The organism is Bradyrhizobium sp. USDA 4516 (assembly GCF_054055915.1).
In genome coordinates this window covers 4116279-4136560 of sequence record NZ_JBSRXT010000001.1, presented here as the reverse complement: position 1 = coordinate 4136560, position 20282 = coordinate 4116279, and the positions used below count along the sequence as shown (strand labels likewise).

Below are 20282 nucleotides of genomic sequence, written 5' to 3'. Positions count from 1 at the left end.
CCGGAATGAAATGCCTGCGTCCGATAGCTGTTGCGCTCGGCTGCACGATGCTGGCGAGCGGCGCGATGGCGCAGCTCTCGATCACGCCGCCGGCACAGACGCCGCCTGCGAAGAAGGAGGCTCCGAAGCCGAAGGTGCATTCGCCGGTCGCGAAGAAGCCGACGCCGAAGCCCGCCGCCTCCGCGACGCCGAAGCCTGCCGCATCTCCGACGCCCTCGCCGACCCCGACCCAGGCCGTCGACGATCCCAATGTCGACCTCGTCTACGGCGCCTATCAGCGCGGCATGTACAAGACCGCGTTCGATCTCGCGACCGCGCGCGCGCAGAACAACAACGATGCCAAGGCCATGACGATGCTGGGCGAGCTCTATGCCAATGGGCTCGGCGTCAAGCGCGACTACGTCAAGGCCGACGAGTGGTACAAGCGCGCCTCCGATGCCGGCGACCGCGAGGCGATGTTCGCGCTCGCCATGATGAAGATCGCCGGCCGCGGCGGCGCCGTGGACAAGGATGCCGCGGTCAAGCTGCTGGCGTCGTCGGCCAAGCTCGGCGAGCCGAAGGCGGCCTATAATCTCGCGCTGCTCTATCTCGACGGCCAGACCCTGCCGCAGGACCTCCGCCGCTCCGCCGAGCTGTTGCGCATGGCCGCCGACGCCGGCAGCCCCGAGGCGCAATACGCGCTCGCGACCTTCTACAAGGAAGGCACCGGCGTGCCGAAGGACCTCGAGAAGGCGGCGCGGCTGCTGCAGGCCGCCTCGCTGGCCGACAATGTCGATGCCGAGGTCGAATATGCCATCGCGCTCTACAACGGCTCCGGCACCCCGCGGAACGTGCCGGCGGCGGTGGCGCTGCTGCGCAAGGCGGCCCGGCAGAACAGCGCGATCGCGCAAAACCGCCTCGCCCATGTGCTGGCGACCGGCGCCGGCGCCCCGGTGGACAAGGTCGAGGCGCTGAAATGGCACACGGTCGCCAAGACCGCCGGCAAGGGCGACCCCGATCTCGACGACATCCTCGCCGATATGAGCCCGGAAGACCGCGCCAAGGCCGAGGCAGCCGCGCGAAAATGGATCGGAAACAACGTCAAATGACGCCTTGACGGCGCCACTTCCAGAGGGCACCCAGTCCGAAACCCAGGGCGCCACAGGCCGTTTCCCGTCATCCTGAGGTGCGAGCGGAGCGAGCCTCGAAGGATGCACGGCCCCGGACCGGGCCGTCGATGCTTCGAGACGCGCGTTCCGCGCTCCTCAGGATGACGGGCAGGGTCTTGCTACGCTGCCCGATCGATTTCCAACGCTCGAAAGCCACCAGCTTCCATCATGCTCTATTCCGCTCTCATCAATGTCATGGTCAAGGCCGCGCGCCGCGCCGGCCGCAGCCTCAAGCGCGACCTCGGCGAGATCGAACATCTCCAGGTGTCGCTGAAGGGGCCGGCAAACTTCGTCTCGCTCGCCGACAAGCGCGCCGAGGAGATGCTCTACACCGACCTCGAGAAGGCCCGGCCCGGCTACGGGTTCGTCGGCGAGGAAGGCGGCAAGCGCGAAGGCTCTGACAAGAGCCACACCTGGATCGTCGATCCCCTGGACGGCACCACCAACTTCCTGCACGGCATCCCGCAATTCGCGATCTCGATTGGGCTGAAGCGCGAGGACACCGTGATCGCCGGCGTGATCTACAATCCCGCCAATGACGAGCTCTACATCGCCGAGCGCGGCAAGGGCGCGTTCCTCAACGACCAGCGGCTGCGCGTCGCCGGCCGCCGCCAGCTCAACGAATGCGTTGTGGCCTGCGGCCTGCCGCATATCGGCCGCGGCAGTCACCAGCTGGCGCTGCAGGAGATGGCTGCGCTGCAGACCAAGGTCGCGGGCTTCCGCCGCTTCGGCGCCGCCTCGCTCGACCTCGCCTTTGTCGCTGCCGGCCGGCTCGACGGCTATTGGGAGCGCAATCTGCAGGCCTGGGACGTCGCGGCCGGCCTGCTGATGGTCCGCGAAGCCGGCGGCACCGTCTCCGGCATCCAGGGCAATGACGACCCGCTGCAGACCGGCCACATCGTCTGCGGCAACGAGTTCGTGCACGGCGAGCTGATCAAGATCCTGAAGCCGCTCGGGCAGTAACGCGACGGCGCGATTTAATCGTCGTCGTCATCGTCATCCTGGTCGTCCTCGCGGTCACGAAATTCACCGCCCGCGGTCAGGCCCTCGATGGTGGTGGCGCCCTTCGTCTTGATCACCCGGCGCAGCGGCACCGCGCTCTCGCTGCGCAGCGCTTCCATCAGAGGCTCCGAATGGGTGACGATCCAGATGTCGGCACGGCGCGATGCCTTGGCGATCAGCCGCGCCAATGGCGCCAGCAGCGAGGGATGCAGGCTGGTCTCGGGCTCGTTCAGCGCGATGAACGGCGGCAGCCGATAGCCCATGAACACGGCGAGCAGGCAGATATATTTCAGCGTGCCGTCGGATAGTTCGTGCGCCTTGAATGGCCGCGGCATGTCCTCCAGTTGCAACTGGAATTCACATAGCCCATTTTTTTCCCAAGCCCGCAGTTCGGCGCCCGGAAATGCGTCCTCGATCGCATCCTGCAGATCGCCGGCATCCTGCCTGATCGTGAACAGGGTTGCCAACACGGCAGCCAGATCGTGGCCATCGGCGCTCAGCGAAGGTGTCGTGATCGCGAGACACGGCTTTCGTATCGGCGACGCCGGATCGGTCCGGAAGTCGTGATAGAATCGCCAACTCAGCATTGCATTTCGGATCAGGTCGATCTCGGGACTTCCCTTACCATCCGAAAATCCGGCCAGTGCGGTTTCCGACGGCAGCACCGCATCCTTGTGCTGGCTCCAGGTGCCGTTCTCATCGCGGACACTGACGAGTGAGTTGGTGCGCTCCAACATCAGTATTGTCTTCTTGCCGTGGGTCGCCTCGATCGTTTCGGACTTGATCATCGGCTCACCGGGAAATGCCGCCACGACCGGGCTCGGGAATCCGAGCTCGATGGAATATCTGACGTGGTCGAGCCTCACGGCCAACCGCAGACGCGCATCGTCTCCGCGTCTGCGATGGCCGGACCAGAAGACGGAATTCAACCCGCCTTCGTCGGAGATCGTGCGCGTGATCCGGCCGGTGGCCGCGTCGCGCAGCAGCGACAGCGACTTGTAGAGGTTGGATTTGCCGACGCCGTTCTCGCCGACGAAGACGGACAGCGGCTGGATCGGCATGAAGAGCCGCCGGATCGAGCGATAATTCGAGATCGCAATATCGCTCGGCCGCATCGCATGCCCTCAATCCCCGGGTTGCCCAAATGCTTCCCGTTCAATCCAGAGCTGCAATCTGGATTGGTCAGCTTGCGAAAGCAAGCTGCTGATCTGAGCAGCACCGGTCCCTGATGTCAGTGACCGATCCTTGCCGGCGCGGGCGGGCCATATACCTCACCCTGCCCCGGCGCCGTTTCGCGATCGCCGGCCAGCACGCGCTGCACGCTGACGAAGAACACCGGCACCAGGAGCAGCGCGAGGATCACCACCGCGATCATGCCGCCCATCACTGAGGTGCCGAGTGCCTGCTGGCTGGCGCCGCCGGCGCCGGTCGCGATCGCCATCGGCAGCACGCCGCAGACGAAGGCCAGACCGGTCATCAGGATCGGGCGGAATCTGAGGCTGCAGGCCTCGATTGTCGCCTCGACCAGCGGCTTGCCTTGCGCGCGCAGATCCTTGGCAAACTCGATGATCAGGATCGCGTCCTTGGCGGCAAGACCGATGATGGTGATCAAACCGACGGTGAAATAGACGTCGTTGGAGAGCCCGCGCATCGTCGCCGCCACCACCGCACCGAGAATGCCGAGCGGAATGGTGAGCAGCACCGCGAGCGGAATGGTCCAGCTCTCATAGAGCGCGGCCAGCAAGAGGAACACCACCAGCACCGACAGCGCGAGCAGGAACGGCGCCTGCGAGCCCGACAGCTTCTCCTGCAGCGACTGGCCGGTCCATTCATAGCCGAAGCCGCGCGGCAGCTTGTCGGCGAGCCGCTCCATTTCGGCGATCGCATCGCCCGAGGTGAAGCCGGGCCGCGCCTCGCCGGAGATGCGCACCGCCGGATAATAGTTAAAACCGGCGATCTGCGTCGGCCCCTTCGTCCACTCGATGGTGGCGAAGGCCGAGAACGGCACCAGCTGGCCGCGGCTGTTCTTGACGTTGTAGTTGAGGATGTCGTCCGCGTTCATGCGGCTGGTCTTGTCGGCCTGCACGATGACGCGCTGCATGCGCCCGCGGTTCGGGAAGTCATTGATGTAGTTCGAGCCGAGATTGGTCGAGATCGTGTTGTTGATGTCCTCGAAGGTGAGGCCGAACGCGCCCGCCTTCTCGCGGTCGATCATCAGATTGACCTGCGGCGCGGGCGGCAGGCCTTCGACATAGACCTTCTGCAGGATCGGGCTGGCATTGGCCTCCGCGATCAGGCGATCGGACGCGGCGATCAGCGCCGAATAACCCTTCTGGCCGCGGTCCTGCAGGCGGAACGAGAAGCCCGAGGAGTTGCCGAGGTTGTCGATCGGCGGCGGCTGCAACGCCGAGATCCTGGCGTCGCGAATCGACGACAAATCGCGGTTGATGTCGGCGACGATGGCGGCGGCGGAATCCTTCGGGCCGCGCTCCGACCAGTCCTTCAGGGTGATGAAGGCCTGCGCGGTGTTCATGCCCTGGCCGAGGAAGCTGAAGCCGGTGAGGAACGTAACGTTCTCGATACCGGCGCGATCCCTCAGGTACTTCTCGACCTGCTCGACCGCGGCTTCGGTCCGGGCATAGGACGACTCCGACGGCGTCTGCACGTCGGTCGTGATGAAGCCCTGGTCGTCGACCGGCAGGAAGCCGCCGGGCAACCGCACGAAGCCGTAGGCGACGCCTGCGAACAGCACCAGATAGATCAGCATCAGGCGGCCGGTGCGTTTCAGCCCGGCCTGCACCGTGCTGACATAGCCGGCGCGGCTGGTGTCGAGCACGCGATTGAACCAGCCGAACACGCCCTTGCTGGCATGGCCGTGGCCCTTCTTGACCGGCTTGAGCAAGGTCGCGCACAGCGCCGGCGTCAGCGACAGCGCGAGCAGCGCCGAGAACGCGATCGCCGCCACCATGGTGACCGAGAACTGCCGGTAGATGATGCCGACCGAGCCGGGGAAGAACGCCATCGGCACGAACACCGCCATCAGCACCAGCGTGATGCCGATGATGGCGCCGGTGATCTGCGACATCGCCTTCTTGGTGGCTTCCTTCGGCGGCAGGCCCTCCTCCGCCATGATGCGCTCGACGTTCTCGACCACGACGATGGCGTCGTCGACGAGGATGCCGACCGCCAGCACCATGCCGAACATCGTCAGCATGTTGATCGAAAAGCCCGCGATCATCAGCGTGGCGCAGGCGCCGAGCAGCGCCACCGGAACCACGATGGTCGGGATGATGGTGTAGCGGATGTTCTGCAGAAACAGGAACATCACGACGAACACCAGCACGACGGCCTCGACCAGCGTCGTCAACACCTTCTTGATCGAAGCCTCGACCACCGGCGTGATGTTGTAGGGGATTTCGTAGGAGATGTTGGCCGGGAAGAAGCGCGACAGCTCCTTCATCTTGGCTTCGACCGCGCTCGCGGTCGCCAGCGCATTGCCCTTCGGCGACAGCAGCACCGAGAGGCCGGCGGTCGGCTTGCCGTCGAGGCGGGTGTTGAACTGGTAGCTGAGGCCGCCGACCTCGATCCGCGCGACGTCGCGCAGGCGGACCGTCGAACCGTCATTGTTGGCACGCAGGATGATGGCGCCGAACTCGTCGGGCGAGGACAGCTGGCCCTTCACCAGCACCTGCGCGGAAATCTTCTGGGTATCGGTGCTCGGCTCGGCGCCGATGCTACCGGAGGCGACCTGGGCGTTCTGCGACGTGATCGCCTTGTTGACGTCGTCGGCGGACAGGCCGTAGCCGACCAGCTTGGCCGGATCGATCCAGATTCGCAGGCTGCGTTCGGTCGAATACAGCGTGGCGCGGCCGACGCCGGGGATGCGGCGCACCTCGCCCAGCACGTTGCGGATCATGAAGTCGCCGAGGCCCACTTCATCCAGCGAGCCGTCGGTCGAGTTCAGCGTGATGATCTGCAGCACGGCGGACGAGGCTTCCTCGACCAGGATGCCCTGCTGGATCACGGCGCGCGGCAGCCGCGCCTCGACGCGCTTGAGGCGGTTCTGCACCTCGACCGAAGCCTGGCTGGTGTCGGTGCCCGGCTTGAAGTTGGCGATGATCTCGACCTGGCCAAGCGAGTCGGAGGTCGATTCGAAGTTCAGGATGTTGGCGGCGCCGTTGAGCTCCTCCTCGATCAGGCGCGTCACGCTGTTGTAGAGGTTCTCCGGCGACGCGCCGGGATAGCTGGTCGAGATCGAGATCGAGGGCGGCGCGATGATCGGATATTGCGCGACCGCGAGCAGCGGAATCGAGATCGCGCCGATCAGACAGATGAACAGCGCGACGACCCAGGCGAAGATCGGCCTGTCGATGAAGAAGCTAGGCATGCCGGATCACCGCACTGCGTGCGCGGTCTGGTGCGGATCCGTCGGTGCTGCAGCTGCGTCGACCTCGCGCCAGGCTTGCGGCCGGACCTTGTCGCCGGCGGCGAATTTCTGGAACCCCTCGACGACGACCTTGTCGCCGGCCTTCAGGCCGTCGGTCACGAACCAGGAACCACCCTGCAGCGAGCCGGTGCGCACCGGCTGCACCGCGACGTGATTGTCGGCCTTGACGACGAACACCTCGCTGCCGCCGCCGCCATTGCGCTGGATCGCCTGCTGCGGCACGGCAATCGCATCGCTGTCGATGCCCTGCTCGATCAGCACGCGCACATACATGCCCGGCAGCAGGATGCGATGCGGGTTCGGGAACTCGCCGCGCAACGTCACCTGCCCGGTATAGGCGTCGACCTTGGCGTCGGAGAACAGCAGCTTGCCCGGCAGCGGGTAGATCGAGCCGTCGTCGAGCACGAGGCGCACCTTCATCGCGTCGGGCGCGATGCGGTCGAGATCGCCGCTCTCGAAGGCGCGGCGGAGCTGGTTCATCTCGGTCACCGATTGCTGGAAGTCGGCGTAGATCGGATCGAGCTGCTGGATGGTCGCAAGGCTCGCGGCGTCGTTCTGCACGACGAGCGCGCCCTCGCTGACCAGCGCCGCGCCGATGGTGCCGTCGATCGGCGCGCGGATCGTCGCATAATCCAGATTGAGCTTGGCTCGCGCGACTTCGGCCTCGCGACCCTGCACGTCGGCTTCGGCCTGCTTCAGCGTCGCGATCGCCTTTTCGTTCTCGGCTTCCGGCGCCGCGCGCTGGCTGGTCAAGGTGGCGATACGGCGGGCCTGCAGCGCGGCCTGTTCGAGCACGGCCTTGGCGCGCGCCAGCGCCGCCTCGGTCGACTGCAATTCGACTTCGAACGGGCGCGGATCGATCTGGTACAGGGGATCGCCGACCTTCACCTCGCTGCCCTGATGGAACATGCGGTTGACCACGATGCCCGAGACGCGCGGGCGTACCTCGGAAACACGGGTCGGCGCGATGCGGCCCGGCAGCTCGCGCAGCATCGCGCGCGCCTGCGGCTTCACGGTGACGACACTGACGTCCGGCTCGGGTGCTTGCACGGCGGCGGTTGCGGTGTTCGGCTCGTCGCAGCCTGCAAGCAGTGGCGCCGTCACGGCCAGCATCAGAGCAATGCATGCCGATTGCGCGCGAAGTCCAGACATTGAGATAATCGCCCCTGAAAGGTTTGAACAAACGAACGGCGGTGTCACGGCGACACCGCTCGCGTTGCTGCGATGAAAATAAAATCTGCTTGCTGCGACGCAATGCGTTTTTGGGCGGCTCAATGTCACAGAATGCTATCACTCTGATTTCGCGGCATCTTTTGTCTTGTCACCGCATTGTGAGCGGGTTCCATCGCAGGCTGTGGGAATGCATTAAGGTCTGCGTGAGCGGGAACCCCGCCATTTTGCCTGCGCGGAATGCCGCACCTTGCAACATCGAGACAATCGGACCGAATCACCATCGTCGCGTTCGCCTCACCGAATGACGCGTGCAAGCCGACCTCATTTCGCGATCTGCGGGTGGGGTGTGCAGTTCAGCGGATGGTGATGCGCCGAGCGGTCGGAAAGCCGTGCAAAGCGGCAACGGCCCACGAGATTCCAACTCAAGGTCCTGTTTGCTGCCCCTGGAATCGGCTTTCCTCACTCCGCCGCTGTGCCATATTGCTCGCAGATGCGGCCTTCGCGAACGGATGACCCGGCAATGCCTCCTTCCCGCTCCGACATGGAGATCGAATTGAGCAAGCTGTCCTCGCCTCGTATCTTCCTGGTGCGGATGCTGGTGTTCCTGGTGCTCTGCGGCCTGGTCGGGGTCGTGCTGTACAAGCAGATCGTCACCGCCTTCTTTGCCAATCCGGGGCTGAACGCCCTGATCGGGGCGGTGCTGCTGATCGGCATCATCCTGGCGTTCCGCCAGGTGATCCGGCTCTATCCCGAGGTCGCCTGGGTCAACAATTTCCGCATCGCCGATCCCGGCCTTGCGATCGAGCGCCGCCCGACGCTGCTTGCCCCGATGGCCGCGATCCTCGGCGGCGAACGCTCGGGGCGGATGTCGATCTCGCAGCAGACCATGCGACATCTGCTCGATTCGATCGCAACCCGCCTCGATGAAGCCCGCGACATCTCGCGCTACATGACCGGCCTGTTGGTGTTCCTCGGCCTGCTCGGCACCTTCTGGGGCCTGATCGAGACGGTGGGCTCGGTCGGCAAGGTGATCGACGGGCTCAAGGTCGGCGGCGACTCCGGCGCGCTGTTCGATACGCTGAAGGAGGGCCTCGCCGCGCCGCTCGGCGGCATGGGCATCTCGTTCTCGTCCTCGCTGTTCGGCCTCGCCGGCTCGCTGATCCTCGGCTTCCTCGACCTGCAGTCGAGCCAGGCCCAGAACCGCTTCTACACCGACCTCGAGGACTGGCTCGCCGGCACCGTGCGCGGCATTTCCGGCGATGAAGCCGGCGTCTCCGGCGACATGCAGGGCGCGATCGATCGGCTCCGCACCGCGCTCGAGGAAGGCGGCGGCGGCCGCAGCACCACGGCCGCGATGGCCAATCTTGCCGAGGCGATCCAGGGACTGGTTGCGCATATGCGCACCGAGCAGCAGATGATCCGGGAATGGGCCGACGGCCAGGGCGAGCAGAACCGCGAGATCAAGCGGCTGCTCGAACGCCTCGCCCGCCAGCCCGAGAAAAGCTAGCCGGGGAGCAAGCCCAAGGAGACACCCATGGCCCTCGCCCGCTCGCGCCGCAGCGAATCCGGCTTCAACTACTGGCCCGGCTTTGTCGACGCATTGTCGACGCTGGTGCTGTCGATCGTGTTCCTGCTGTCGGTGTTCCTCGTCGTGCAGTTCTTCCTGTCGCAGGAGGTCACCGGCAAGGACAAGGCACTGGAACAGCTCACCGCCAAGATCGCTCAGCTCAACGACCTGCTATCGCTGGAGAAGCTCTCCAAGCTGACGCTCGACGACCAGGTAGCGCAGCTGCGCGCCGGGCTCGCTTCCGCCGAAGGCGAGCGCGACCGCATGAAGGGACTCTATGAGGGGCTCGCGAGTTCCGGCAGCGACGCGCAGGGCCGCGCCAACGAACTCAACAAGGCGCTGGAGTCCGAGAAGGCCGTATCGTCGCGCGCACTTGCGCAGATCGAGCTGCTGAACCAGCAGATCAGCGCGCTGCGCCGCCAGCTCGCCGCGCTCGAGGAGGCGCTCGACGCCTCCGAGAAACGCGACAAGGAATCGCAGAACCGCATCGCCGATCTCGGCCAGCGCCTCAATGTCGCGCTGGCGCAGCGGGTGCAGGAACTGTCGAAATACCGCTCGGAATTCTTCGGCCGGCTGCGTGCGATCCTCGGCAACCGTCCCGATATCCGCGTCGTCGGCGACCGCTTCGTGTTCCAGTCGGAAGTGTTCTTCGACACCGGCCAGGCGACGCTGCTGCCCGAGGGCAAGACCGAACTCGAAACGGTCGCGAGCGCGCTGATCGATCTCGACAAGCAGATTCCGCCCGAGATCGCCTGGGTGCTGCGCGTCGACGGCCACACCGACGTGCGGCCGATCAACAGCCCGCTGTTCAAGTCCAACTGGGAGCTGTCCTCGGCGCGCGCGATCTCGGTGGTGCAGTACCTGGTCTCGCTCGGCGTGCCGGCGCAGCGCCTGGTCGCCGCCGGCTTTGCCGAATTCCAGCCGCTCGACACCGCGCAGACCGAAGAGGCCTACAAGCGCAACCGCCGCATCGAGCTGAAGCTGACGGAACGCTAGGGCGACGGCGCCTGGCCAACCAGTCGTCATTGCCGGGCTCGACTGTGTTTGCGTCAACCCGTGGGACGGGCACACGGCACTATCCGTTCGTCGTCCTGGCGAAAGCCAGGACCTATAACCACCGCACTTGATCCTGGACGGGATCGTGGCCCCAGCATCGCGCAACAATTGAGATTTGGGGTAATGGGTCCTGGCTTTCGCCAGGACGACATTGAGTGTGTGGCGAGGTCTGTGAGTCACACATCCGCATTCTCGCGACATGAATGTCCAAACTTCATGTCGAAAGATCTGCAACACCGGCGAGGCGTCGCCGCGATCGGTGGAGACCGTTCATTACACGGATATTTGCTTCGCCTTGGCGAGGCGTCCGGGAACGCATCAAATGCGGCTGACGTTATGTTGGTATCGCAATCTCGCGGGCTTGGCGGATATCTCGTCTCCGTCGCGGCTGAGCCTGTCGCTCAAGCCTCACCGCGCCATCTCGGACCAGCGCATGTTCAAGACCAAATTTGCCATCGTCGTCGCCGCCGGCCTCAGCCTCGCGCCGGCCCAGCTTCTCGCGCAAAACACCGGCGGCACCCCGCTGCCACCGAGGCCAGGCGACCGCGCCGCGCCGTCGAACGGCGTCGGCGGCACTGCGCTCCCGACCCAGTCCGGCCAGCGCGTCGCACCGTCTTCGGGCACCGGCGGCGGCAGCGCCGCACCGGCGCTTCCGGGAGGCCCGACGGGCACCACCACCGGCAATGCCGACAATCCGCAGCGACGTTGACGTGAGCCACGCTTGCGCGGGACGTCCTGGCGTGAGCCATTGAACGCGCGCCCGATCCGATCGGCGATGGCCTGCGCCGAACGTCCATTCGAACATTGATTGATGAAACGCCGCGCTAGGTCGCGCCGGCCGGCTCCGCGGCAGGTTCAACCGGCTCGACTTCGGCCGTCACGAATTTGAGCCCGTAGGTCTTGCCGCGACGCCAGACCACCTCGCACGGATAGCGCTTGGCATGATCAGCGAGTAGCGTCAGCGCGAGGCGGTCATTCACCTCGAACTCGACCTCGGTGGTGATCTTGGCGCCGCCCGGCGAGATGTCGACCACGGCGCATTCGCTCTCGGTCGCGCCGTTGTCGACCGTGATCCAGGCCGCACGATTGTTGAGCTGGCGCCGCGGCTCGCGACTGACCTTGGTCCGTGCTCCATTGCTCGCCATCGTCGCCGTCCTTGAAGCCATTGGTCATTGAAAGACATTGCACGCCGTGCACGTCGCTCGACGCGCCCGGCACAGAACCGCAACGGCCACAATGCCGGCCCCCCGTAAAGCCTGGCTTAGCGCGATCGCTTGAACTTTACCGGAATCTTGACGCGGCTTTTAGCGAACAGGGATTCTGCAACTCCATCAGCGGGATACCGGCCGCATGGACAGCCGCCGGCTTGACACGGAGACTGCACTCTTGGTGAAGTGGCGGCCGTGGCCTTGGCCACATCCCTGCAACAAGAGCGCTTCAAGCCGCCTTTTCCGACGGAAACGACCATGCTGATCCCCCTCGCCGACGTGCCGCACTGGTATGCCGAACGCAAGCCAACGGATGCGATCGCCATCAGTCATGGCGCGGATGCGCTGACCTGGCTCGAGCTCGAGCGCCGCGCCAATGCACGGGCGCGCGCCTTCGCCGCCAAGGGCGTCAAGCCCGGCGACTTCGTCGCGATCGGGCTGCCCAACAGCAACGCGTTCTTCGAGACGACCTTCGCGGTGTGGAAGTGCGGCGCGACGCCGACCTCGCTGTCATGGCGGCTGCCGCGCGGCGAGGCCGCTGCCGTGCTCGAGATTCTGAAACCGTCGCTGGTGGTCGGCGGCGAGGCCGACTGGAATGCGCCGAATTCGCTGCCGGTGAATTTCGTGCCGGACGGATTCTCCGAGGAGCCGCTCGATGCGCCGGTCGCGCGCTACTGGAAGGCGATGACGAGCGGCGGCTCGACCGGGCGGCCGAAGGTGATCCTCGATCACAACCCCGCGGTGATCGAGACCACGGCCGAGGCGACGCTTGGCATTGCGCGCGACACCTCGCTGCTCAATCCGGGGCCGCTCTATCACAATGCGCCATTCATCCTCTCGCACTTTGCGCTGTTCGGGGGCGGAAGGGTCACCGGCATGGTGAAGTTCGACGCCGAGGAGACGCTGCGGCTGATCGAGCGCGAGCGCGTGCAATGGGTGAACTTCGTGCCGACCATGATGCACCGGATCTGGGCGCTGCCCGAGGAGGTGCGCAGCCGCTACGACGTCTCCAGCCTGAAAATCGTGTTTCACATGGCAGCGCCGATGCCGCCCTGGCTGAAGGAGAAATGGATCGAATGGCTCGGCCCCGAGCGGATCTGGGAGCTCTATGGCGGCACCGAGCGGCAGGGCGCCTGCGTGATCTCGGGCACCGAATGGATGGCGCACAAGGGCTCGGTCGGCAAGATCGGCGAGACCGCGAAACTGCGCATCGTCGGCGAGGACGGCAACGACGTCGCGCCCGGCGAGACCGGCGAAATCTATTTCCTGCCCAATGACGGCGCCGGCTCGACCTATCACTATCTCGGCGCAACGCCGAAGCGGCGGCCGGATGGCTGGGAGTCGCTCGGCGACATCGGCCGACTCGATGAAGAAGGCTATCTCTATCTCGGCGACCGGCTCGCCGATATGGTTCTGCGCGGCGGCGCCAACATCTATCCGGCCGAGGTCGAGGCCGCGGTCAGCGAGCATCCCGAGGTGCGCTCCTGCGTCGTGGTCGGACTGCCCGATCCGGAATTCGGCCAGCGCGTGCATGCAATCCTCGAGCTCGCCGACAGCGCCGATGCGCAAGCGATCGCCGACGGCATGGGCGATTTCCTGAAGGACCGGCTCAGCCGCTACAAGCATCCGGAAAGTTTCGAGCGCGTCGGCACCGCGCCGCGCGACGATTCCGGAAAGGTTCGCCGCACCATGCTGCGCGACGAGCGCGCCGCGTGGATCAAGGACAACCGTGCCTTCCGCATCATGCCGGCGCGTGCGGCAAAAACCGAATAGGTTCAATTATCTTGCGAGGGGCAGGTCTGCACGCCACATGAGCTGTGCAGGCTGCCCTGCAAGGTATATCATTCCATCTTCCCTGCCGGCAGAACCTCGGTCTACCTTGAGGTTCCAGCGCCCTGCACGCCAGGAGATCCCTTGATGCCCTCCACGACCGAATGGAAAGTGCCCGCGGCCTTTCAGCCTCGCCCCGAAGATTACCGCTACGATCTCGATCGCGCGCTGATGAGTGTGGTCGGGCTGCACTCGATCATTCCGCCGGATGCTTTCAGCGCCGAGACGCTCGGCACCGAGCGCGCCGGCAATGGCGTCCTGATCGACGACGGGCTGGTGCTGACGATCGGCTATCTGATCACTGAAGCCGCCACGGTGTGGCTGCATCTCGGCGACGGCCGCGCGGTCGAGGGCCACGCGCTCGGCTTCGATTTCGAATCCGGCTTCGGCCTGGTGCAGGCGCTCGGCCGGGTCGATCTCGAGCCGCTGCGGATCGGCTCGTCCGCGGCGACGCAGGTCGGCGACAATGTGGTGCTCGGCGGCGCCGGCGGCCGCACGCGCTCGGTCGCAAGCCAGATCGCGGCGAAGCAGGAATTCGCCGGCTACTGGGAGTATCTGCTGGACGAGGCGATCTTCACTTCTCCGTCGCATCCGAACTGGGGCGGCACCGGGCTGATCAACAATGCCGGCGAGCTGATCGGCATCGGCTCGCTGCAGCTCGAACGCGAGCGCTCGGGCCACGCCGAGCATGTCAACATGATCGTGCCGATCGATCTGCTCAATCCGGTGCTGGACGATTTGCGCAAGTTCGGCCGGGTCGACAAGCCGGCGCGGCCGTGGCTCGGCATGTTCACGACCGAGATCGACAACCGCCTCGTGGTGGTCGGCGTCGCCAGCAAGGGACCGGCGGCGCGCGCCGAACTGAAGACCGGCGACGTGATCCTCGCGGTCGACGGCGACAAGGTGACGAGCCAGGCCGGCTTCTACCGCAAGCTCTGGTCGCTCGGCGCGGCCGGCGTCGACGTGCCGCTGACCATCTATCACGAGGGCGTCACCTTCGACGTCACGCTGACCTCGATCGACCGCATAAAGCTGTTGAAGGCGCCGCGGCTTCATTGAGGCAAAGGGAAGAGGCAGCGGCGATGAGCGAGGCGGTGGTTGACGACATCGTGGCCGTGCTGCCGCCGCTGTTGCAGACGCTGGAATCGCTGTCCTTCGTCGCGCGCAACCTCAATCCGCCGGACTTCGATCGCGTGATGCAGATTGCGGGCGAGCCGGAGGAGGCCTTGCAGGCGGTGCGGCCGCGGCTCGCCGACTGGCCGGAGAAATTCGCGCACATCAAGACCGCGCTGGAAGCCGCGATCGAACCGGCGCTCGCCGGCTACGCAGGGCTGCGCGCCGTGCAGAACGGCGAAGGCGATCTGGTCAACGTATTCCGCGCGCTGCGCTATCTGCCGCGGGCGCAGGAGGCGCTCTATCCCTTGACCGAGTTGCCGCCGGTCAGCGGCTTCTTCATCGCGCCCGATCTGCGCGAGGATACCGAGCTGCAGGCGAAGCTCGCGGCCAAGCCCAACGCCGACACCGGCATCTTCCACGAGCGCAACGAGCCGGGCAGCCGCGGCGGCTTCTCGATGTACGTGCCGGAGTATTACACGCCCGACCGCGCCTGGCCGCTGGTGATGGCGCTGCATGGCGGCAGCGGCAATGGCCGCGGCTTCCTGTGGAGCTGGCTGCGCGATGCGCGCAGCCGCGGCGCCATCCTGGTGGCGCCGACCGCGACCGGCCAGACCTGGGCGCTGATGGGCGAGGACACCGACACGCCGAACCTGAACCGCATCATCGACCAGGTGCGCGCGCACTGGACGATCGACGAGACGCGCACGCTGCTCACCGGCATGAGCGACGGCGGCACCTTCAGCTATGTGAGCGGGCTCGACGGCGCCTCGCGCTTCACGCATCTGGCGCCCGTTGCCGCGACCTTCCATCCGCTGATGGCGGAAATCGCCGACGCGGAGCGGCTGCGCGGCTTGCCGATCTTCATCACCCACGGCCGGCTCGACTGGATGTTCCCGGTGCAGACCGCGCGGCAGACCCAAGGCCTGCTGTCGGCCGCCGGCGCGAGGGTGACCTATCGCGAGATCGACGATCTCAGCCACACCTATCCGCGCGAGATCAATGCGGAGATCATGCAGTGGATGAATGGTGAGCGAGCCGACAGCACCTGAGGGATCGTATCCCGTCATTGCGAGCGAAGCGAAGCAATCCATTGTCACCGAGCACGCAGGCAGATGGATTGCTTCGTCGCTGTCGCTCCTCGCAATGACGTTGCGGGGAGAAGATTACCCGTTCACTCGCGGCTTGAGCAGGTCGGAGAAGCCGACCCGGTGCAGCATCTCGTTGCGGACGCGGTCGATCACGCCGAATGCGACTTCGGCGCCATCTTGCGTCGGATCGATGTGGACGCGGAACGGCCGCTTGCCGAACGGCGTATCGACGACCTTGACGATCGCGTCGGCGACCGACGAGGCGTCGGCATCCTCGGGCACGATCGCCGCGAACGCCTTCATGATCTCCTCGCCGAAGCCGGCATAGGGACCAGCCTCATATTCGGCGACGCGGGCCTCGTCGGCGGGACGGCCGGAATGCGCAAAGTGGTTGGTGCCGCCGGTGAAGGCGCCGGGCACGATGATCGAGGTCTCGATGCCCCAGCGCGTAAGCTCCCGGGCATAGATCACGGCCATCGCATCCATGCCGGCCTTGGCCGCGAAATACGGCGCGAGATAGGGCGGCGTGCCGCCGGCCGAAGAGCTGCTTGACACCCAGACCACGAGTCCCCTGCCCTGTTTGCGCAGTTGCGGCAGCGCCGCGCGATTGACGCGCTGTGTCGACAGCACGTTGACGTCGTAGAGCTCGGCAAGCTGCTCGGGCGTGAACGCCTCCGCCGGGCCGAACACCATGTGGCCGGCATTGTGCATCACGACGTCGAGGCGGCCTTCCTCGGCGACGATCTGCGCAATCGCCGCATCGACCGACGCCTGCGAGCCGACATCGAGCTCGAGCGCGCGCAGGTCGACCTTGTTGTCGCGCGCGAACTCCTCGATATCGGCGACCGCGGAGGCGTTGCGGCCGGTGGTGTGGCGCATCGAGGCGTAGACGGTGTGGCCGGCCTTGGCGAGCGCGTTGGCGGTGAGGCGGCCGAAGCCGCTCGAAGCGCCGGTGATGACGATGACCTGTTTCATGACACGTATCCTTGTGAAGTCGGTTGAATGCGAGTTGGGTTGGAGATGTGCGGGCGTCAGACCAGGCCGCCATTGGCGCGGAGCGCCTGGCCGTTGATCCAGGAGCCGTCGGGGCCGGCGAGGAACGACACGACATTGGCGATGTCATCGGGCGTGCCGAGCCGCTCCAGCGGCACCATCTTGGCGAAGCGGTCGATCAATTCGTCCGACTTGCCGTGCAGGAACAGGTCGGTCGCGGTCGGCCCGGGCGCGACCGCATTCACCGTGATGCCGCGGCCGCGCAACTCCTTGGACAGGATCGCGGTCAACGACTCGATCGCGGCCTTGGTCGCGACATAGATGCCGTAGGTCTCGAGCTTGGTGCCGACGACGCTGGTTGAGAAGTTGACGATGCGTCCGCCGTTGCGCAGGCGGCGCGCCGCCTCGCGCATGGTGTTGAAGCTGCCCTTCAAATTGACCGCGACCTGCTGGTCGAACGCGGCATCGTCGCTGTCGGCGATCTTGCCGAGCTTCATGATGCCGGCATTGTTGACCAGCACGTCGACGCCGCCGAAGGCGGCTTCCGCCGCGTCGAACATGCCGCGCACCGCGTGGGCATCGCTCACATCGGCCTTCGCGGTCAGTGCCCGGCCGCCGGCGGCCTCGATCCTGTCGGCCACCGCCTGGGCGGACTTGGCGTCGCCGGAGTAGTTGATGACGACGGTGAAGCCGTCCTTGGCGAGGCGTTCGGCCACCGCCGCGCCGATCCCGCGCGAGGCACCCGTCACCAGAGCTACCTTGTTGGTTTGGTTGGTCATTTTCAGTCTCCCATCAGGTTGTGCGGCCGCGCCGCGTTCGATGGGAGGACACTATGTCTTGGCACCTGCCGGATAATCGTACATGATCCGACATCACTATTCGTTATTACCGGATAATAGATGGACCGTTTCGACGCGATGCGCGTGTTCACCCGGGTGGTCGAGCGGCGCAGCTTTTCGCTCGCCGCCGAGGATCTGGGGCTGCCGCGCTCGACGGTGACGGACGCGGTGAAGGGGCTGGAGGCGCGGCTCGGCGTGCGGCTGCTCGAGCGCACCACGCGCACGGTCCGCCCGACGCTCGATGGCGAGGCGCACTACCGCCGCTGCCTGTCGCTGATCGCGGATCTCGAAGACGCCGAGGGCGCGTTCGGCGGCGCGCGGCCGAAGGGGCTACTGCGGCTCGAGGTGCAGGGCACGCTGGCGCGGCACTTCCTGCTGCCGAACCTGCCGGGCTTCCTCGCCGAATATCCTGATATCGAGATCAACATGAGCGAGAGCGACCGCTGGGTCGATCTGATCCGCGAAGGCGTCGACTGCGTGCTGCGCTTCGGCAAGCTGCCCGACAGCGACATGATCGCGCGGCAGGTCACGATGCTGGAGCGGTTGACCTGCGCGACGCCGGATTACCTTGCGCGTTTCGGCACACCGGTCGACCCGTTCGCACTCGATGGCCATCGCATGATCGGCATCCGCTCGCTGACCACCGGACGCCTGCGGCCGATCGAGTTCGTGATCGACGGCGCGCTGAAGCAGTTTCCGCTGCCGGCGCCGATGTCGGTGACCGGCCCCGAGAGTTACCTGGCGAGCGCCAAACTCGGCCTCGGCCTCGTGCAGGTGCCGCGCTTCCACGCCGAAGCCGATCTGACAAACGGCACGCTGATCCCGGTGCTGCAGCAATGCCCGCCGCCATCGGTGCCGGTAAACCTGCTCTATCCGCGCAACCGCCAGCTCTCGCCGCGCGTGCGCGTGTTCATCGATTACGTGATGCGGGCGTTCGCGCGCAGTTGATCGATCGCCGGAACCACAGCGAGCCCGGCGACGTTATGCTTCCGACACCGGAGGGATTGAGCGATGCGGACCTTTTTCGGCATGATTTTGGGCGCGCTGCTGCTGATATGCGGCGTCTACGTCTACGATTCCATGCGGACATCGAGCGTCGCCAATGGCGAGGTGGCGCAGGACACGCGCACCATCGTCAATTGGGACGTCGCAGCGCATGACTGGAACCTGCTGAAGACGCGCACCCGCGAGCAGTGGGACAAGATCGCGGCGAAGTAACGATTGTTTTCAAGCCGACACAAAAGCAAATGGCCTCTCGCCGGAGAGGCCATTTTCGTTGCAGGAAGCGCGATCAATTCTGCTCGGTCTTGCGACCCATATTGGCCTTGCGGGCGTCGGCGATCACCTGCTCGAACTGATCCATGCTGAGCACGCCTGGTACGCGGTACTTGCCGACGATGAATGACGGCGTGCCGTTGAAGCCGAACGCCAGCGCCTGCTCGTTGTTGCGGGAAAGGATCGCATCGATCGCCTTGGCGTTGGCGTCGTGATCCTTCTTCAGGCGGTCCATGTCGAGGCCGGCGCCCGAGAGCAATTCGGCGATGCGCGGCTCGGTGATGCGCGAATTGACCGAGATCATCGCCTCATGCGCGACGTCGAACTTGTTCTGGTACTTCGCCGCCAGCGCCATCCGCGCCGCGACCTTGGAGACCGGTCCGAGGATCGGCCAATCCTTCAGCACGAGGCGGACCTTGCCGTCGTCCTGCACCACCTGGCGCAGCTCCGGCGCGAGCTTGCGGCAATAGGGGCAGTTGTAGTCGAACCATTCGACGATGGTGATGTCGCCCTTGGGGTTGCCGATGTCAGGAATATCCGGATCGCGCAGCACCTGCTCCTCGGTCAGGACATTGTCGTCCTCGGCGCGTGCGGCGCCCGCGGCCATGAGCGCGATGCCGGCACCGAACAGGCCGAGCGCGCCGCGGCGGGTGGCACCGGCGTTGATCAGGGGCGATTTCGTCAGTTGGTTCATGGCTGGCTTTCGCAAGAGCGCTGCGCCCTTCTTCGTTCAGGACACATTGATGTTACGCAGCAGCATATAGATCGCCACCACGATAATCACAGTCGCAAACACGATATTAAGCGCGCCGCGCCGTTCCGACAGGTGGCGGGCGCTGCTTGTGCCGAGCAGGCCGCCCGCGATGCCGCCGGCGACGAATAGCCCCGCCAGGCCCCACGACACCAGCCCGGACCACGCATAGCTCAGGGCCGTGGTCATGCCGAACGCGGTGACGGCCACCAGCGAGGAACTGACCGCGTTCATGATCGGCATCCCGGTCGCCAGCATCAGCGCCGGCACGATCAGGAAGCCGCCGCCGATGCCGAAGAAGCCGGACATGGTTCCGGTGGCAAGTCCGAGGCCGATGATCGCGGGCATGTTGGACATCGAGATCTTGACGTCGGTCAGCCCGACCCGCGCGCGGTTCTTCAGCATCAGGCCCGCGATGACCAGCATCACCAGCGAGAACAGCGCGAGCAGCTTCTGCCCCTCCAGCATCTTGCCGAGGATGGAGCCGCCGAATGCGCCCAGCATGCCCGACAGCGCGAACACCAGCGCGCAGGACCAGATCACGGTGCCGCCGCGGGCGTGGTTGGAGAGATTGACCGCGGCGTTGGCGGCGACCGCGATCGCCGAGGTGCCGATCGCGACATGCGGCTCCGGCACGCCGACCACGTAGACCATCAACGGCACGGCAAGGATCGAGCCGCCGCCGCCGACCAGGCCCAGCGAAAAACCGACCAGCATGCCCGATGCCAGCCCAAGCACGCTTTGAGTTGCGGAGAAGACCAAGGGGAACAGACTCGCGTTTGAGCCGGC

General features: G+C 65.8%; 18 protein-coding genes. 10 read left to right on the top strand and 8 right to left on the bottom strand.

What is annotated here, in order from left to right; translation table 11 throughout:
- Positions 1 to 5 precede the first annotated feature (5 nt).
- Together ACVI1L_RS19145 and ACVI1L_RS19140 are read left to right on the top strand one after the other, a co-directional pair.
- Entirely contained in the window at positions 6 to 1088 is a 1083-nt protein-coding gene (locus tag ACVI1L_RS19145; protein ID WP_057016198.1) for an SEL1-like repeat protein, read from the top strand.
- 228 nt (positions 1089 to 1316) lie between these two features.
- Complete coding sequence (locus ACVI1L_RS19140) at positions 1317 to 2111, top strand: inositol monophosphatase family protein (RefSeq protein ID WP_253624981.1); 795 nt, start codon at positions 1317 to 1319, stop codon at positions 2109 to 2111.
- A 14-nt stretch (positions 2112 to 2125) separates the two neighbouring features.
- Here the strand turns inward: ACVI1L_RS19140 and ACVI1L_RS19135 are convergent, their stop codons facing one another.
- The 3 genes from ACVI1L_RS19135 to ACVI1L_RS19125 form a co-directional block, all read right to left on the bottom strand.
- Positions 2126 to 3265, bottom strand: coding sequence for an AAA family ATPase (locus ACVI1L_RS19135; RefSeq protein WP_316396474.1), 1140 nt, complete (start codon positions 3263 to 3265; stop codon positions 2126 to 2128).
- Between the two features lie 116 nt (positions 3266 to 3381).
- Entirely contained in the window at positions 3382 to 6537 is a 3156-nt protein-coding gene (locus tag ACVI1L_RS19130; RefSeq protein ID WP_456783556.1) for a multidrug efflux RND transporter permease subunit, read from the bottom strand.
- Positions 6538 to 6543: 6 nt separating this feature from the next.
- Positions 6544 to 7749, bottom strand: coding sequence for an efflux RND transporter periplasmic adaptor subunit (locus ACVI1L_RS19125; RefSeq protein ID WP_141341973.1), 1206 nt, complete (start codon positions 7747 to 7749; stop codon positions 6544 to 6546).
- A 541-nt stretch (positions 7750 to 8290) separates the two neighbouring features.
- Here ACVI1L_RS19125 and ACVI1L_RS19120 point away from each other — a divergent pair.
- The 3 genes from ACVI1L_RS19120 to ACVI1L_RS19110 all read left to right on the top strand — a co-directional run bounded on the left by ACVI1L_RS19120 (position 8291) and on the right by ACVI1L_RS19110 (position 11102).
- Positions 8291 to 9277: a hypothetical protein gene (locus ACVI1L_RS19120; protein ID WP_057016194.1), complete on the top strand. Its 987-nt coding sequence runs from the start codon at positions 8291 to 8293 to the stop codon at positions 9275 to 9277.
- A 27-nt stretch (positions 9278 to 9304) separates the two neighbouring features.
- A complete protein-coding gene (locus tag ACVI1L_RS19115; RefSeq protein WP_057016193.1) occupies positions 9305 to 10333 on the top strand; it encodes a peptidoglycan -binding protein in 1029 nt (342 codons plus the stop codon).
- 382 nt (positions 10334 to 10715) lie between these two features.
- On the top strand, positions 10716 to 11102 hold the full coding sequence (locus ACVI1L_RS19110) for a hypothetical protein (RefSeq protein WP_456783555.1): 387 nt from the start codon (positions 10716 to 10718) through the stop codon (positions 11100 to 11102).
- Between the two features lie 115 nt (positions 11103 to 11217).
- Here the strand turns inward: ACVI1L_RS19110 and ACVI1L_RS19105 are convergent, their stop codons facing one another.
- A complete protein-coding gene (locus ACVI1L_RS19105) occupies positions 11218 to 11538 on the bottom strand; it encodes a PilZ domain-containing protein (RefSeq protein ID WP_456783554.1) in 321 nt (106 codons plus the stop codon).
- Positions 11539 to 11859: 321 nt separating this feature from the next.
- On the opposite strand from ACVI1L_RS19105, the gene ACVI1L_RS19100 reads away from it, so the two are divergent.
- The 3 genes from ACVI1L_RS19100 (at position 11860) to ACVI1L_RS19090 (ending at position 15596) form a co-directional block, all read left to right on the top strand.
- The gene (locus tag ACVI1L_RS19100; RefSeq protein ID WP_456783553.1) at positions 11860 to 13374 is read left to right on the top strand and encodes an AMP-binding protein; all 1515 of its coding nucleotides are present in this window, start codon (positions 11860 to 11862) and stop codon (positions 13372 to 13374) included.
- 144 nt (positions 13375 to 13518) lie between these two features.
- Entirely contained in the window at positions 13519 to 14490 is a 972-nt protein-coding gene (locus ACVI1L_RS19095) for a S1C family serine protease (RefSeq protein WP_057016190.1), read from the top strand.
- Between the two features lie 23 nt (positions 14491 to 14513).
- A complete protein-coding gene (locus ACVI1L_RS19090; protein ID WP_168859135.1) occupies positions 14514 to 15596 on the top strand; it encodes a carboxylesterase family protein in 1083 nt (360 codons plus the stop codon).
- A 114-nt stretch (positions 15597 to 15710) separates the two neighbouring features.
- On the opposite strand, the gene ACVI1L_RS19085 is transcribed toward ACVI1L_RS19090, so the two are convergent.
- Positions 15711 to 16610: an SDR family oxidoreductase gene (locus tag ACVI1L_RS19085; RefSeq protein ID WP_057016188.1), complete on the bottom strand. Its 900-nt coding sequence runs from the start codon at positions 16608 to 16610 to the stop codon at positions 15711 to 15713.
- Between the two features lie 56 nt (positions 16611 to 16666).
- The gene (locus tag ACVI1L_RS19080) at positions 16667 to 17407 is read right to left on the bottom strand and encodes an SDR family oxidoreductase (RefSeq protein ID WP_229192660.1); all 741 of its coding nucleotides are present in this window, start codon (positions 17405 to 17407) and stop codon (positions 16667 to 16669) included.
- A 120-nt stretch (positions 17408 to 17527) separates the two neighbouring features.
- Here ACVI1L_RS19080 and ACVI1L_RS19075 point away from each other — a divergent pair, with 120 nt between their 5' ends.
- On the top strand, positions 17528 to 18415 hold the full coding sequence (locus tag ACVI1L_RS19075; protein ID WP_076824997.1) for a LysR family transcriptional regulator: 888 nt from the start codon (positions 17528 to 17530) through the stop codon (positions 18413 to 18415).
- A 63-nt stretch (positions 18416 to 18478) separates the two neighbouring features.
- Positions 18479 to 18685, top strand: a complete 207-nt coding sequence (locus ACVI1L_RS19070; protein ID WP_016841536.1) for a hypothetical protein — start codon at positions 18479 to 18481, stop codon at positions 18683 to 18685.
- 73 nt (positions 18686 to 18758) lie between these two features.
- On the opposite strand, the gene ACVI1L_RS19065 is transcribed toward ACVI1L_RS19070, so the two are convergent.
- Both ACVI1L_RS19065 and ACVI1L_RS19060 read right to left on the bottom strand, forming a co-directional pair.
- Positions 18759 to 19436: a DsbA family protein gene (locus ACVI1L_RS19065; RefSeq protein ID WP_456777802.1), complete on the bottom strand. Its 678-nt coding sequence runs from the start codon at positions 19434 to 19436 to the stop codon at positions 18759 to 18761.
- Between the two features lie 36 nt (positions 19437 to 19472).
- Complete coding sequence (locus ACVI1L_RS19060; protein ID WP_051003131.1) at positions 19473 to 20210, bottom strand: sulfite exporter TauE/SafE family protein; 738 nt, start codon at positions 20208 to 20210, stop codon at positions 19473 to 19475.
- Positions 20211 to 20282: the final 72 nt, after the last annotated feature.